At 66.2% G+C, this 14,521-nt stretch carries 15 protein-coding genes and 1 riboswitch; of the genes, 5 read left to right on the top strand and 10 right to left on the bottom strand.

The window, feature by feature from the left end; translation table 11 throughout:
- Positions 1-3: 3 nt before the first annotated feature.
- The 5 genes from chvE to NY08_RS12885 form a co-directional block, all read right to left on the bottom strand.
- Positions 4-1,140 carry a multiple monosaccharide ABC transporter substrate-binding protein gene (gene chvE / locus NY08_RS12905; RefSeq protein WP_032395966.1) on the bottom strand — a complete coding sequence of 379 codons (1,137 nt, stop codon included), beginning with the start codon at positions 1,138-1,140 and terminating at the stop codon, positions 4-6.
- A gap of 196 nt (positions 1,141-1,336) precedes the next feature.
- Positions 1,337-2,140 carry a hypothetical protein gene (locus tag NY08_RS12900; RefSeq protein ID WP_037194493.1) on the bottom strand — a complete coding sequence of 268 codons (804 nt, stop codon included), beginning with the start codon at positions 2,138-2,140 and terminating at the stop codon, positions 1,337-1,339.
- 32 nt (positions 2,141-2,172) lie between these two features.
- Positions 2,173-2,487 carry a DMT family transporter gene (locus NY08_RS12895; RefSeq protein WP_032395964.1) on the bottom strand — a complete coding sequence of 105 codons (315 nt, stop codon included), beginning with the start codon at positions 2,485-2,487 and terminating at the stop codon, positions 2,173-2,175.
- Positions 2,488-2,499: 12 nt separating this feature from the next.
- A riboswitch (guanidine-III (ykkC-III) riboswitch) is annotated at positions 2,500-2,562 on the bottom strand.
- Positions 2,563-2,598: 36 nt separating this feature from the next.
- Complete coding sequence (locus NY08_RS12890) at positions 2,599-3,336, bottom strand: TIGR03943 family putative permease subunit (protein WP_045196732.1); 738 nt, start codon at positions 3,334-3,336, stop codon at positions 2,599-2,601.
- Positions 3,333-4,283: a permease gene (locus NY08_RS12885; protein ID WP_235386893.1), complete on the bottom strand. Its 951-nt coding sequence runs from the start codon at positions 4,281-4,283 to the stop codon at positions 3,333-3,335. Before NY08_RS12885 ends, NY08_RS12890 begins: the two co-directional genes overlap by 4 nt.
- Positions 4,284-4,421: 138 nt before the next feature.
- On the opposite strand from NY08_RS12885, the gene NY08_RS12880 reads away from it, so the two are divergent.
- Both NY08_RS12880 and NY08_RS12875 read left to right on the top strand, forming a co-directional pair.
- The gene (locus tag NY08_RS12880) at positions 4,422-5,129 is read left to right on the top strand and encodes a response regulator transcription factor (protein ID WP_032396315.1); all 708 of its coding nucleotides are present in this window, start codon (positions 4,422-4,424) and stop codon (positions 5,127-5,129) included.
- 26 nt (positions 5,130-5,155) lie between these two features.
- The gene (locus NY08_RS12875; protein ID WP_052683965.1) at positions 5,156-6,538 is read left to right on the top strand and encodes a sensor histidine kinase; all 1,383 of its coding nucleotides are present in this window, start codon (positions 5,156-5,158) and stop codon (positions 6,536-6,538) included.
- On the opposite strand, the gene NY08_RS12870 is transcribed toward NY08_RS12875, so the two are convergent.
- From NY08_RS12870 to NY08_RS12860, 3 genes are read right to left on the bottom strand one after another with little or no spacing between them, the layout of a single operon-like run.
- Positions 6,518-7,621, bottom strand: a complete 1,104-nt coding sequence (locus tag NY08_RS12870) for an AbrB family transcriptional regulator (RefSeq protein WP_045196727.1) — start codon at positions 7,619-7,621, stop codon at positions 6,518-6,520. The genes NY08_RS12875 and NY08_RS12870 overlap by 21 nt on opposite strands.
- A gap of 14 nt (positions 7,622-7,635) precedes the next feature.
- Positions 7,636-8,046: a universal stress protein gene (locus NY08_RS12865; protein ID WP_032395960.1), complete on the bottom strand. Its 411-nt coding sequence runs from the start codon at positions 8,044-8,046 to the stop codon at positions 7,636-7,638.
- 33 nt (positions 8,047-8,079) lie between these two features.
- Positions 8,080-9,462 (bottom strand): CitMHS family transporter, encoded by a 1,383-nt coding sequence (locus NY08_RS12860; RefSeq protein WP_032395959.1) that lies wholly within the window; start codon positions 9,460-9,462, stop codon positions 8,080-8,082.
- Positions 9,463-9,630: 168 nt separating this feature from the next.
- On the opposite strand from NY08_RS12860, the gene NY08_RS12855 reads away from it, so the two are divergent.
- Together NY08_RS12855 and NY08_RS12850 are read left to right on the top strand one after the other, a co-directional pair.
- Entirely contained in the window at positions 9,631-11,295 is a 1,665-nt protein-coding gene (locus tag NY08_RS12855) for a sensor histidine kinase (RefSeq protein ID WP_045196726.1), read from the top strand.
- Entirely contained in the window at positions 11,292-11,948 is a 657-nt protein-coding gene (locus tag NY08_RS12850) for a response regulator (RefSeq protein WP_045196725.1), read from the top strand. The genes NY08_RS12855 and NY08_RS12850 overlap by 4 nt, the downstream gene beginning before the upstream one ends.
- On the opposite strand, the gene NY08_RS12845 is transcribed toward NY08_RS12850, so the two are convergent.
- Positions 11,931-13,415, bottom strand: a complete 1,485-nt coding sequence (locus tag NY08_RS12845; RefSeq protein WP_045196723.1) for an MFS transporter — start codon at positions 13,413-13,415, stop codon at positions 11,931-11,933. The genes NY08_RS12850 and NY08_RS12845 overlap by 18 nt on opposite strands.
- A 74-nt stretch (positions 13,416-13,489) precedes the next feature.
- Between NY08_RS12845 and NY08_RS12840 the strand changes: the two genes are divergently transcribed.
- Positions 13,490-14,014, top strand: coding sequence for a winged helix-turn-helix transcriptional regulator (locus NY08_RS12840; RefSeq protein ID WP_045196721.1), 525 nt, complete (start codon positions 13,490-13,492; stop codon positions 14,012-14,014).
- Positions 14,015-14,024: 10 nt separating this feature from the next.
- On the opposite strand, the gene NY08_RS12835 is transcribed toward NY08_RS12840, so the two are convergent.
- Positions 14,025-14,450, bottom strand: coding sequence for an HIT family protein (locus tag NY08_RS12835; protein ID WP_032395954.1), 426 nt, complete (start codon positions 14,448-14,450; stop codon positions 14,025-14,027).
- Positions 14,451-14,521: the final 71 nt, after the last annotated feature.

Raw genomic sequence — 14,521 nt, 5'->3', positions numbered from 1 at the left:
AACTCACTTCAACTGATCCTCGGTGTAGTAGCCACCCTCGACCAGCAGCTTCTCGTAGTTGTCCTTGTAGACGATCTCCGGCTGCAGCAGGTACGCGGGAACGACCTTGTCGCCGTTGTCGTAATCGGTGGTGTTGTTGGTCTCGGGCGTCTGACCGTCGAGCATGGCCTGAGCCATCGCGATGGTGACCTCGGCCAGCTGACGGGTGTCCTTGTAGATCGTGGAGTACTGCTCACCGGCGATGATGGACTTCACGGACGGCACCTCGGCGTCCTGTCCGGTGACGATCGGGTACGGCTGCCCTGCTGTTCCGTATCCGTTGCTCTTGAGTGCGGAGAGGATGCCGATGGACAAGCCGTCGTACGGCGAGAGCACGCCCTGCACCTTCTGGCCGGAGGAATACGTCTTGGTGAGCAGATCCTCCATGCGCTTCTGGGCGGTGGCCGGATCCCAGCGCAGTGTCGCAGCCGTCTCGAAATCGGACTCGCCGCTGCCGATCTTCAGAGTTCCCTTGTCCAGGTACGGCTTCAGGGTGTCCATGGCACCGTCGAAGAAGAAGGTGGCGTTGTTGTCGTCGGGCGAACCGGCGAAGACCTCGATGTTCAACGGGCCGGCCGGGGCATCGGCCTTGTCGGTGCCGTCCTCGTTCTTCAGGCCGAGACCGACGAGAAGCGACGTGGCCTGGTCGACGCCGACCTTGTAGTTGTCGAACGTCGCGTAGTAGTCGACGTTGGGCGAGTTACGGATGAGGCGGTCGTAGGCGATGACGCCGATGCCGTTGTCCTTTGCTTCCTGCAGCTGGGTGGTGATGGCGGTGCCGTCCACGGAGGCCACGATGAGAAGCTTTGCGCCCTGGGTGATCTGGTTCTCGATCTGGTTCACCTGGGTGGGAATGTCGTTCTCGGCGTACTGCAGATCGACCTTGTAGCCCTGCCCCTCCAGCGCGCTCTTGAGGTTGTCGCCGTCGGCGATCCATCGAGCCGAGGACTTCGTCGGCATCGTGACGCCGATCAGGGCGCCCGCCGTGCTTCCGCCTTCGGCCGGAGCCTGGTCCGCGGTCTTGGTGCTCGATCCACACGCGCCGAGCGTGAGGGTGAGCGCCACCGCGGCTGCGGCGATGGATAGGTGTCGAAACTTCATCGTTTCTCCCTGCGTAGTGGAGTAGACCGTGAAGCGGGGTCCGCCGGGGTGTCCCGTGTGGTTCGCATCACATCAAGACGAAAGTGTGAGCGATAACATCGGCATTGTCAAAGATTTCTTTTTTGCACCCACGTGACCAGTGTGAGCGCTAACATCGGCCGATCCGAGAAGGCCCGGGACGTACCCGTGGGACGGGTCAGTGCAGTTCGTGCACCGACTGCTTGCCGCTCTTGAGCCACCGACTCGGAAGTCGCCCGACCAGCTCTCCCAGCGGATGTACCGCGGCCGAAAGGATCTCCACGGAATCCTGCAGGATGTCGATCGAGATGCTCATCCGCTCGATGTTGGGGGCCACCGACGTCAACGTCTCCGAGAGCTTGACCAACTGATCGAGTGGGCCACCCTTGGCGGTCAGTCGCTCGATGGCTCCGTCCTCGGCGAGGAGCGTTTCGAGGATGCCCTCCTCGGCGATGGCGCGTTCGATGAGGCCGTCCTGACGCGTGAGCACCTCGAGCGGACCGTCCTTGGCCGTCAGTCGTTCCAGCGGTCCGTTGGTGGCGGTGATGCGGTCCAGCAGACCGCCCTCGGCGAGCAGTCGTTCGAGCGGTCCGTCCTCGGCGAGCAGCCGGTCCAGGGGTCCGCCGGGAGCCAGGATTCGCTCGACCGGGCCGCCAGGGGACAGCAGCCGCTCGAGGGTGCCGTCCTCGGAGGTGAGGCGGTCCACGACGCCACCCTGGGCGAGCAGGCGATCGAGTGGCCCGCCTTCCTTGAGGGCGTTGCCCAGGGCGCGGTCGTCGGAGGTGAGCTGGCCGAGCTGGGCCAGCAGTTGCATCGTGCCGCCGCGCGGGTTGGCGAGCGAGGCGACACCTGCGGTGCCCGACGCACCGGTGGCCAAGGCCATCCTGGTGGTCGCCAGCGCGACCTCCGCGACGCCGATCGCCTGCTCGGCGATGGCAATTCCGGCGCGCGCGGGCAGTGTGATCGCTGACACCCAGTTCATCTTTTTACTGTAACTGCTCGTAGCCCGGAAAATCAGTGAAGAACCTTCAGTCCGACGACGCATCCGACGATGCCGACCAGAAGCGCAACCTTGAGCAGCGAGGCGGATTCGGCACCGGTGATCATCGCGTACGTGACGGTGAGGGTGGCACCGATTCCCACCCAGACGGCGTAGGCGGTGCCGGTGGGCAACGATCGCATCGCGATCGCGAGGCCGATCATGCTGAGCACCACCGCGACGCCGAAGACGACGGACGGTCCGAGTTTGGTGAAGCCCTCGGACTTACCGAGTGCGGTTGCCCAGATCGCTTCGAGGACGCCGGAGACGACGAGAATCAGCCAAGCCATGAGAAATCACTCCTTGCACCGTCTTGTCGCTGTTCGGGTACGGTGCGCTCGTCCGATTGTCGGAAGTGACTTGTACGATCGTACCAATTCGTGTGCACGGTGGCCATGGCGTCAGTAGGCGTACGTGTTCGCCGGTGCCTCGATCCGCGCGACCGTCGACACCGTCATCGTGGGTGTGAACGACGTGTCCTCGGTCGCGGTCGCCGCGTCGACCGTCCCCGAGATCTCCAGCCAGGTGCCGTCCGGAATGTCGTCGAGAGCCGGACTACCTGCGTCGAGATGGATGCGAACGGATCTGGCGTCGGCCGCGCAACAGATGATGAGAATGCGGGCGAGGTCGAGGCCCTCTCTCGTGCCGTCGGCGCGCGGCGAGCCTCCGTTCGCGGTGGCGACGGCGAATCCGGTGACGCGAATCTCTCGTCCGTCCAGGCTGCCTTCGGTGTCCCTGACCGCGCGTTGCACGACATCGAGCAGCGGAACCTCGGGCGCGTACTCGTCCGGCAGGGGTGGAAACGCCGTCCTCTGACGATCGGCCGCCGAGGTGACGGATCGATCACCCACTGCCGAGACTCCCAGCGCGGGCGGTGCGACGAACAGGATGACCGCGAGCGGAACCAGGAGCAGCCAGTACGGACGCGAATCATGGTCGTGTCCGTCGTCTCCGGGCCCACCGCGGCGGATGTCGGCGACGATCGACGCGATCGCCAGGGCGGCGATCAACACCCCGGCGGTCAGCAGATACGGATGCAGTGACGGTTTGACGTATCGCACAAAGCTTCCGTCCACCGAGATCTTGATCGTGGCTCCGCCGAGGAGCAGCAGCAGCAGATTCTGTACCTCGCGTCTCATCGCACACCCAGGAACACGTAGCCGCTCACCGAGGCGCACACGATCGCCACGACGAAGGTCAGGGGAGCGAAGCGAGCCACGAAGCCGCGTCCGAAGCTGCCCGCCTGCATCGCCATCAGCTTCACGTCGACAGCTGGTCCCACCACCAGGAAGACCAGCCGCGGCAGCAGCGGCAGCATCGACATGCTCGCCGCGACGAACGCGTCGGCCTCCGAGCACAACGCCAGGACCACCGCGAGGACGGCCATCACCAGGATCGACAGCAACAACTGGCCGGCGAGATGGGCGAACACCCAGTCGGGGACCACCAGATGCAGCAACGCGGCGGCCGCTGCTCCGAACACGAGAAAGGCTCCGGCCTGCAGCAGGTCCGCACGCGCGGACTCACGGAACGTCTCCCACTTCGAGGTGCCGTGCCGGTGTTCGCGATCGGCGAGGCGAGCGGTGATCCACTCGGCCTTGCCGAACCTTGTCCACAGCCAGCCCATCACCAGAGCGGTGGCGAGCGAGCCGAAGAACCGCGCGAGAACCATCGCCGGCTCGCCGGGAAAGGCCACCGCGGTGGAGACCAGGACGACGGGGTTGATCGCCGGTGCCGAGAGCAGAAACGCCAGGGCTGCCGACGTCGGAACACCCTGATCCATCAGCCGGCGCGAAACGGGAACGGCACCGCACTCGCAACCGGGCAACGCCATTCCCGCCAGTCCGCTCACACCGACGGCAGCGGTGGCGTTCTTCGGCACCACCTTCTGCAGCACCGCGGGCGAGACGAACGCGGCGATGCCTCCGCTGACGAGCACTCCGAGCACCAGGAACGGCGTCGCCTGCACGAAGATCCCGGTGAACACCGTCGCTCCGGTCCGCAGTGCAGGGGACGAGTCGACCCACCGGGCAACGTCGGCACCGAACGCGATGCCCAACACGAGCAGAGTTGCGAATACGTGCATGGATGACACGGGAGGCCGAACCCTGGTGCGGGTGCCCGGGTTCGCGTCGACCATGGTGCTGCCATCATGCCTCCTCGTCGGGTGCTCACAGCAACCTCACAGCGAGAGTCCAGCGAACGGGCAGCATCTCGCGCGATGATGGACACCGTGAGCGAGACACCCGAGGCCCGAGTCCTGATCGTCGACGACGAACCGACAATCGTCGAACTGCTGTCGGTCAGCCTCAGGTACCAGGGATTCGAGGTGGCGACGGCGTCGTCCGGCCCCGAGGCATTGGACAAGGCCCGCAACTTCAGGCCCGAGGCTCTCATTCTCGACGTGATGATGCCCGGCATGGACGGCTTCGGTCTGCTGCGTCGGCTGCGGGCGGACGGAATCGATGCGCCCGCACTGTTCCTGACCGCACGAGACTCCGTGGAGGACAAGGTGACCGGGCTGACCCTCGGTGCGGACGACTACGTGACCAAGCCGTTCTCGCTCGAGGAGGTGGTGGCCCGACTCCGGGTGATCCTGCGCCGTTCGGGCAAGAGCGAGGACGCGCAGCCCTCCCGAGTTGCGTTCGCGGACATCGAACTCGACGACGACACCCACGAGGTCTGGAAGGCGGGCGAGCCGGTCTCGCTCTCGCCCACCGAATTCACACTGCTGCGGTACTTCATGGTCAACGCGGGAACGGTACTGAGCAAGCCGCGGATTCTCGATCACGTGTGGCACTACGACTTCGGCGGAGAAGTGGGAGTGGTGGAGTCCTACGTGTCCTATCTGCGCCGCAAGGTCGATACGGGCGACACCCGATTGATCCACACGTTGCGGGGCGTCGGCTACGTCATGCGCCAGCCACGGTGACGGGCATTCGAGGTCGGATTCGAAGTCTGCCGCTGCGCTTCACCTTGGTCGCCGCGCTGTTGCTCCTGGTCGGTCTCGGCCTGTTGGCGTCGGGGATTGCCGTGACCTCCTCGCTCGAGACGTCGTTGATGCGTCGCCTCGATCAACAACTGATCGAGGCGTCCCGTGGGTGGGCGCAGCCCGACGCTCGCCCGCTGCCACCGGTGGACGAGCCCAACCCCGGTCGACCTCCGTCCAACTTCTTCGTTCGCTCGGTGGCCAACGACGGTACCGTCCGGGGCCCGATCAACGATGTGGCTGAAGATGTTCCGGATCTGTCGGGCACGCCGTCGGCGACCCCGAAAACCGTCGGTTCCGAGGGCGACCCGTCGAAGCAGTGGCGGGTGATCACGGTGACGAACAGCGAGGGTTCCACCACCGTCGGCATGTCGCTCAATGCCAATCAGCAGACCGTCAGCAGACTCGTGGTACTCCAGTTCTACATCGGCGCAGCCGTGTTGCTCGCACTGGCCGTGATCGCCTACTTCGTGGTGCGGCGCAGCCTGCGACCGTTGCGTGAGGTGGAGACCACTGCCGCGGCCATCGCCGCCGGAGACCTCCACCGTCGAGTTCCCGAGTGGAGTGAGAAGACCGAGGTGGGCCGGTTGTCGGCGGCCCTGAACGGCATGCTCTCGCAGATTCAGCGTGCGTTCGCGGCCACTGCCGCCTCCGAGGAGGCCGCGCGCGCATCCGAGGATCGAATGCGCCGCTTCGTCGCCGATGCCAGCCACGAATTACGAACACCGCTGACGACCATTCGCGGGTTCGCCGAGCTGTACCGACAGGGTGCGATGAGCGACATCTCGTTGCTGATGAATCGAATCGAGGGCGAGTCGGCGCGCATGGGCCTGCTCGTCGAAGACCTGTTGATGCTCGCGCGCCTCGACGCGCAACGACCTCTGGACATGCGGCGCGTCGACCTGCTGACCGTCGCCGCCGATGCGGTGCACGACGCCAAGGCCGTCTCGCCCACGCGGGACATCTCCCTGAAAGTGTTGGCCGGGCCGGGAATACCCGAAGTCCGCGGCGACGACGCGCGGCTGCGTCAGGTGCTCGCGAACCTCGTCGGAAACGCGGTACGGCACACGCCGGAATCCGCGTCCATCACCGTGTGCGTCGGGACCACCCAGTCGTCGGTGCTGCTCGAAGTACAGGACACCGGACCCGGTCTGGGCAAGGAAGAGGCCGCGCACGTCTTCGAGCGCTTCTATCGAGCCGACTCCTCGCGCACACGCGAGAGCGGGGGCAGCGGGCTCGGTCTGTCGATCGTGGCGGCCCTGGTCGCGGCGCACAGCGGAACTGTGACAGTGCAGAGCGCCCCGGGGCAGGGCGCGACCTTCCGAGTCGAATTACCCCGCGCCGACGGATGATTCGCGTGCCGTTGCGGCCTTCTTGCGGTCGGCCAGCTTCGTGTACGCGGCTGCGGCGAGTGGCGCGGCGACGAGCATCGACACCAACCGAATCACCTGAACGCACGCGACGAAGGTGACGTCCGATCCCGTCGTCGCGGACACGGCCAGCACGGCGGCCAATCCACCGGGCGTGGTCGCGAGGTAGCCGGTGAGCATGCTGACTCCGGTGATCGCAGACAGTGCCCAGCCGAACAGTGCGCAGATCACCCCGATCGATACGACCAGCAGTGCAGCCCACGGGAAGATGCGACCGATCGCCCGCAGGCTGGAGACGGTGAAGGCGAGCCCCGCTTGCCATCCGATGACGATGAACGCCACCGGCAGCAGCACGGCGGGTACCGAGATGTCGACCGGCCAGCCGAGCAGCTCGCAGGTGCCGGCGACGATCAGTGGTCCGAGGGTGGCGGGCGCGGGCAGTCGGATGATCCGAGCGAGAACGATTCCGGCGATGACGGCAGCGATCAGAAAGGCCGTACCGATGTACCAGGGCGTCGTCGACTGCTCGGACGATGCTGTCCCACCACCGGTGTCGGTATGGAACGCGAACGTGACGATCAGCGGCATCGTGACCACCACGAGTGCGACGCGTAGGTACTGGACCACCGCGACGATGCGCTCGTCCCCGCCGAGTTCTCGGGCGATGGACACCAGACCCGTTGCGCCACCGGCAATCAGGGACAGCGCTCCGGTGACCGGGTCGACGTCGCGATGCAGAGCCAGCAGCGCGCCGCAGCCTGCACTGACGACCAGTGTCCCCGCACCGACGAGAACTGCGGGAATCCAGTTCTCGCCCAACGCACCCAGTGTGTCGGTGTCGAGCATCAACCCGATCGTCACCGCCAGTGTGCCCTGCGCCGCCATCGATGCCGGACGGGGGACGGCAGCCGGACCGAGGCCGGTCAGCGCGAAGACCACGGCGACGACAAGTGCGGCGAACAACGACGGTGCCGTCAGACCCAGAGTCGCGAAAAGGGCCCAGCCCCCGACGGATACGGCCGCGAGGCCGATCCATCGGAGGCTGTACCCCAGTACTCGTCTCATCGGTGTCGGAGCACTCACGCTCCGGACTTGACCAGCAGAACCGGGACCGGGATCTCGAGGAGCAGACGCTGAATGGTCTGTCCCATCAGGAACTTTCCGACCGCCGAGCGGTGCCGCGAGCCCACCACCAGGATCTCCGACTTCTGCTCCTCCACCAGGGTCAGCAGTGTGTTGACGGCGTCGGGGTCGGGCCTACCCACTGCCACGGTCCAGGAGACCGCGTCGGCGTGGTCGATGTCGGTCAGAGCGGTCTCCACCGACGTGGACACGGCCTGCGTCTCGGCGGCCTCGGCGGACGGTTCGGCCGATCCGGAGAGTGCGTGCAGGACGACCAGGTCCGTCTCGCGGATGCGTGCTTCTCGAACGGCTGCCGCCAGTGCTGCGCGGCCCTCGGGTGAATTGTTGTGCAGTACGCCAACAGTCATGACGGTTTCTCCTACGCGAGATGGGGTGGGGGATCAGCCGAACGGGATCTGGCCGAGGACGATGCCGACGGCAAGCATCGCGAGGGAGACGACCACCGCTCGCCACAGCACCTTCTTGTGGTGATCGGCCAGCGACACTCCGGCGAGGGTGACCAGCAGCAGGATGGCCGGAACCAGCGGGCTCTGCAGGTGGACGGGCTGACCGGTGATCGAGGCACGGGCCATCTCGACCGGGTCGATGCCGTACTTGCCTGCGGTCTCGGTCAGCACCGGCAGGATGCCGAAGTAGAAGGCGTCGTTGGTCATGAAGAACGTCAGCGGGATGCTCAGGATGCCGGTGATGACGGCCAGGTACGGGCCCATGCCGGACGGGATGACGTTGAGCAGCCACTCCGCCATGGCCTCGACCATGCCGGTGCCCTGGAAGACGCCGGTCAGAATTGCCGCGGCGAGCACCATGGCGACCACCGAGACGATGGACGACGAGTGCCGTGCGATCGCGTCGCCCTGCTCCTTGACCTTGGGGAAGTTGACCGTCAGGGCAATGGAGGCAGCGATCATGAACAGCACCGGGATGGGCAGGATGTCCATGACGAGGATGACGAGGAGGATGACCGTCAGAGCAGCGTTGAACCACAGCAGCTTCGGGCGCAGGGTGTCGCGGTTGGGGTCGAGACCGTCGAAGAACTGACCCGATTCGCCGTCGTCCGATCCGCCGGTGCCTGCACCGCCGGTAGCCTTGCCACCCTTGCGGATACTGCCGCCGCCACCGGAGGCCACCAACTCGGGCTCGTAGATCAGCTTGCCGATGCGTCGGCGCTCCATGATGCCCAGGTGAACGGCGAAGAGCAGCACGATGATCAGGCCGACGATCATGGAAGGAACCATCGGAACGAAGACGTCGGACGGGGAGATGCCGAGAGCGGAAGCAGCGCGAACCGTCGGGCCGCCCCACGGAATGATGTTCATCGTGCCGTTGGCGAGACCGGCGACGACCGTCAGAATGACCGGGCTGACACCGAGTTTGAGATACAGTGGCAGCAGGGCGGACGTGACGATGATGAACGTGGTGGAGCCGTCACCGTCCAGCGAGACGACCATGGCCAGAATGGCAGTTCCGACAACGAGTTTCATCGGATCGTTGCGCACCAGGCGCAGAATGCCGCGCACCAGTGGGTCGAACAGTCCGACGTCGATCATGATGCCGAAGAAGATGATGGCGAAGAACAGCAGGGCCGCGGTGGGGGCCAGAGACTTGATGCCGTCGGTGATCATGTCACCGATGCCGAGCCCCGCGCCGGCCAGCAGACCGAAGATGACGGGTACGAGGGTGAGTGCGACGACGGGCGTGGCTCTCTTGGTCAGGATCAAGAACATGAAGGCGGCTACCATGAGGAAGCCGAGTATCACCAACATCGTGCACTCCTTCTCGAATGTGTGAGGTGGGTCCGGTTGGACTGCGTGTGTGACTGAAGTTACGTAACCGGCATCACATGGTCGCCGTTGTGCGCACTACCCGCGCAAGCAACGTAAAGAGCCTTTTGCGCATTGTGCTCGAGCCCGCCCGACGCATAGCCTGAACGAGTGCGATTGAGGACCCAGGTGCTGTTGTTGCAGGCAGCGCTGGTGGCGGTGGCCCTGGCTGTGGCGTTCGGGGTGTTCGCGATCAGCAGCGGCAGGCAGGCGAGCGAGGAGTACGGCGAGCGCGCGCTCGCGGTCGCCCGGACGGTGGCGTCGGACCCGGAGGTGCGCTCGCTCGTCGAGCAGTTCTCGGCAGTCGACACCGCAGGCACCGATGCCGCACCCGCGGGAGTGCTGGCGGGCGGGGCCTTGCAGCGCGCGGCCGAGGGTGCCCGCACCCGCACCGACGCCCTGTTCGTCGTCATCACCGACGATCGCGGTCTTCGCTTGGCGCACCCCGATCCGACGGTGCTGGGTCAGCGAGTGAGTACCGATCCATCCGGTGCGCTGGCGGGCAACGAGGTGGTCGAGCAGGAGCGCGGCACGCTCGGCGACTCCGTACGCGCGAAAGTGCCTGTGCTGGCGCTCGGTTCGACCGACGTGGTGGTCGGCGAAGTGAGCGTGGGCATATCGACCACGGCCGTGCGTACCGAGCTGGTGAAGGATCTGGTCAACGGCGGGTTGGTGACCGGTGCCGTGCTGTTGCTCGGGCTGGCCGGCTCGACCCTGTTGGCGCGCAGGTGGAAACGACTGACGCTGGGGCTCGAGCCGGAGGAGCTCGCCGAATTGGTGCGTGAACAGGAGGCCGTGCTGCACGGCATCGGCGAGGGCGTGGTCGCCATCGATCCGAACGGCGTCGTCACGGTCGTCAACGACGAAGCGCGCTCGTTGCTCTCGATCGACGGTAAGCCGGGAATGCGGATCGAGAACATCGGTCTGACTCCGAGACTGCTCGAGGTCATCGAATCTCCGACGGCCGAACCCGTACTCGCGGCGGTGAACGAGGTCGTGGTCGTCGCAGCCGCTCGAAAAGTGCTGCGTGACAATCGCAATCTGGGTACGGTGCTGACCGTGCGTGACCGAACGGACGTCGAGACGCTGACGCGTCAACTCGACGCGGTGCAGTCGATGTCCGCCGTACTGCGCGCCCAGCGCCACGAGTTCGCGAACCGAATGCATCTGGTCAGCGGACTGCTGCACGAGGGCCACCCGGATCGTGCGTCGCAGTACATCGACGAGATACTCGGTGTGGGGCCGAGATCGGAAACCGTCGAGGGTATCGATGCCCTGTCCGACGCCTATCTGCGGTCGTTCCTGACCGCGAAAGCCGCGCACGCGCGTGAGAGCGGGGTGCGAATGGTGTTGGGCGAGAACACCTGGGTCGGGGGAGAGGTGGCCGTCCCCGTCGACGTGACGACTGTGCTGGGCAACCTCGTCGACAATGCGATCGATGCAGCCAGGCTGGGAGTCCGCAGGCCCGCCGAGGTGGAAGTGGAACTGGTGCAGGACGGTTCGACCCTGCACATCGTGGTCGTCGATTCCGGCGACGGTGTGGATCTGGAAGTCGATCAGGTGTTCGTGGAGGGAGTCTCGACCAAGTCGACGGCGGACTCGCCGGGCGGCCGAGGGGTGGGATTGGCGCTGAGTCGGCAGATCGCACGTACCCGCGGCGGCGACGTGACGCTGGCCGATGTCGGTGGGCAGATCACCGACGAGAACGAACGAGGAGGCGCAGTGTTCATCGCGTCGATCCCGGACGCACTACTGACCGACGAGGTGTCGCAATGAGAGTACTGGTGGTGGACGACGATTTCCGAGTCGCGGATCTACATGCGGCACTGGTGAATTCGCTGGCCGACTACGAGGTGGCCGCGGTGGCGACGAGCATCGCCCAGGCGCGGGAGTTGGCGTCGACGCAGTCGTTCGATCTGGCGCTGGTCGACGTCTATCTGCCCGACGGATCGGGAATCGACCTGGTGCGCGAACTCGAGTGCGACGCCGTGGTGCTCTCCGCCGCGGCGGATCAGCAGACCGTTCGATCGGCGTTGGCCGCGGGTGCCTGGACGTATCTGATCAAACCGTTTCCGCGCTCGGCGTTGGTCGATCGCCTCACCGGATACCGGGCGTACCGCGGCGCTCTCGACCGTTCGGACGAGCTGAGCCAGGCCGACATCGACAGCGGACTCGACGCGTTGCGTCCGCGCGCGGCGGCACCGCTGCCGTCCTCGCAGTCCGTCACCCGTGATCTGGTGCTCGACGCCGTGCGCGCGACCGCCGATCCGATGTCCGCGGGTGAAGTTGCTGCGGCCATCGGCATTTCACGTGCGACCGCGCAGCGTTACCTGGCCACCCTCGTGTCCAAGGGTCGACTGCGCATGCAGCTGCGCTATGGGTCGACCGGCAGGCCGGAGCAGGAGTACTCGCTACCGCCGGGAGCGTGAGACCGCCACGACCACGGCTCCGCACACGGAAATCGCCGCGGTGACCAGAGCTGCGGTGTTCCACCCTTCGGTCAGCGCAGTCAAGCTGTGGCTGCTCATCGATTGGGTCATTCCGCGGGCTCCACTGCCCGCAAATTGGGTCATTCCGCGGGCTCCACTGCCCGCAAATTGGGTCATTCCGCGGGCTCCACTCCCGCCGGCCGGAACGGCCACCACCGCAACGACGGTGACTCCGATGGCGGAGCCGACGTAGCGCGCGGTGTTGTTGGCACCGCTGCCCATGCCGCCGCGTCCGGTGGGCACGCTGGCCACGGCCTCGCGTCCGAGGGCGGCGTTGAGTATCCCGCTGGCGACTCCTGCCACGAGCAGTCCCGGCAGCAGTCGCGGCCAGGATGCGTTCTCGGACAACCCCGTGAGCATCACCATGCCGATCGCGACGCCGACCAGACCGACGGCGAGTTGCGTCCGACCGCTCATCGATGCGGGCAGCCTGCGGGCGAGCAAGGCGGTGACCACGGACGTGGCCGACCACCCGAACAGCAGCAGGGCGGCACCGAGCGCATCGATTCCCAGAACGGTTCCGAGGAATCCCGGCATGTACGACATCAGGGCGATGATGCCGCCGCCGGTGGCCAGCGCGGCGACCGTGGCGGCCAGAAACGGTGGGTGCCGGAAGAGTGTCAGATCGAGCATCGCAGTGGCACCCCGCAATTCGAGGACCACGAACGCGGACAGTAGCAGGGCCGCGAGGACGAAGAGCACGATCGGAGTGACGGCGATCCAGCCCTGCCTGCCCTCGACGAGAGCGGCCAGCAACGCGGCGACGCCCGTGGCCAACAGCAGCGCACCGACCGGATCGAGGCCACGCGGGGCGTCGGACCTGGATTCTTCGACGAGCACATGCGCGGCGACGGCCAATGCGACCGTGGCAACCGCGAGAACCACGTAGGCCTCACGCCAACTCGCCCAGCGATCGAGTACGGCGGCGAGCAGCGGGCCGAGAGCGATGCCTGCACCCACGCTCGCGCCCCACACCCCGCTCGCCTTCGCGCGCACCGGACCGGCCGGGTGAGTGTGCGCGATGATCCCCAGGCTCGACGCGATGACGGCCGCGCCGCCGAGACCCTGCAGGATGCGGGCGAGGACGAAGATCAGAGTGTCGGGAGAGACGGCACCGACGATCGCGCCGACGGCCAGCACCGCCGCACCGAGTGCGAAGGTGCGTCGGCGGCCGAAGTCGTCGGCGACGGTACCGGTGGTGAGCAGGGCGGCAGCGAGGCCGATGCTCATCGAGCTGAGAATCCAGGTGCGTCCTGCTGCGTCGGACATCAGGTCCGCGGCGGTGCTGTTGATCGTGGCGAGTGGTGCGGTGAACGCCATCAGAGTCAGCAGGGTGCCCAGCGCTGCGATGGTGAGCGCGCGGGTGCTGTTGTCGGTGCTGACGGGCGAGGGTGCAGCGTCGGTCATCGTCGTCCTTTTGGTCTGGTGATCGAACTGTAAACGCCCAACTTGGTTCGGTCAACAGACTGTACTATCGCGTCATGGCACTCGGAATCGACTACGCCCGCCAGGACTGCTCCCTGGCCCGTGCCCTCGAACTCGTCGGCGAGCGATGGACGATGCTCATCGTGCGCGATTGCTTCTTCGGGGTCCGACGCTTCGGTGATTTCCAGGTCCACCTCGACATCTCCAAGGCGGTCCTCGCGCAACGACTCGGCGCACTGGTCGAGGCCGGGCTGCTCGAACGACGAGCCCGCGCCGTCGAGGGCGGACGCGACGATTACGTCCCCACCGCCGCCCTCGAACGACTGTGGCCCACCGTGTTCGCCCTGAGCTACTGGGGTGAGGAACAGACGGCGAAACCCGCAGGGAAGCGTCGCCGATTCCTGCACGCGACCTGCGGAACCGACCTCGGACCGTTGGGGATCTGCCCCGAATGCGGACTCGCGCCCGGTCCGCACGACATCGACACCGATATCGGCCCGGGCTACGACCCCGACACCCGATCCGACGAGGTGTCGATGCACCTGCGGACGCGTCGACGCCTGCTCACGCCTCTGCGGTGAGCGAGGTGCGTCAGTCCGGGACGTGAGCCGCGTGCCCGAGTTCACGCAACGCCGCGCGCAGCTTGGTCGCTGCCTCGTCCTGCGACTCCGCCGACGGATTCGGGTCGGCACCGGAGATGTCGAAGTTGCCCATGTCGTATGCCGGAAACACGTGCAGATGCAGGTGCGGCACTTCGAGCCCGGCGATCAGCAGTCCGGCGCGGGGAGCGTCGAACGCGGTCCTGACCGCCTGGCCGATGATCTGGGCAACGGCAGTGATCTTCGCGAACGCGGCACCGTCGACGTCCTGCCACTGGTCGATCTCCTCGCGCGGAACCACCAGTGTGTGGCCCTGAGTGACCGGTGCGATCGTCAGAAACGCCACCACGTCGTCGTCCTGCCAGACGAAACGTCCCGGGATTTCGCCGGCGATGATCTTGCTGAAAATGGAAGCCATGGGAACAGGATGCCCTACCCGATTCGACCGGGGCCCTTCCACCGGTCGCGTCTCCCAGGTGATTGCCAGGT

The sequence above is a fragment of the Rhodococcus sp. B7740 genome (assembly GCF_000954115.1).
GTDB lineage: Bacteria > Actinomycetota > Actinomycetes > Mycobacteriales > Mycobacteriaceae > Rhodococcoides.
The sequence above is the reverse complement of the archived record's forward strand: the minus strand, read 5'-3'. Positions and strand labels throughout refer to the sequence as shown.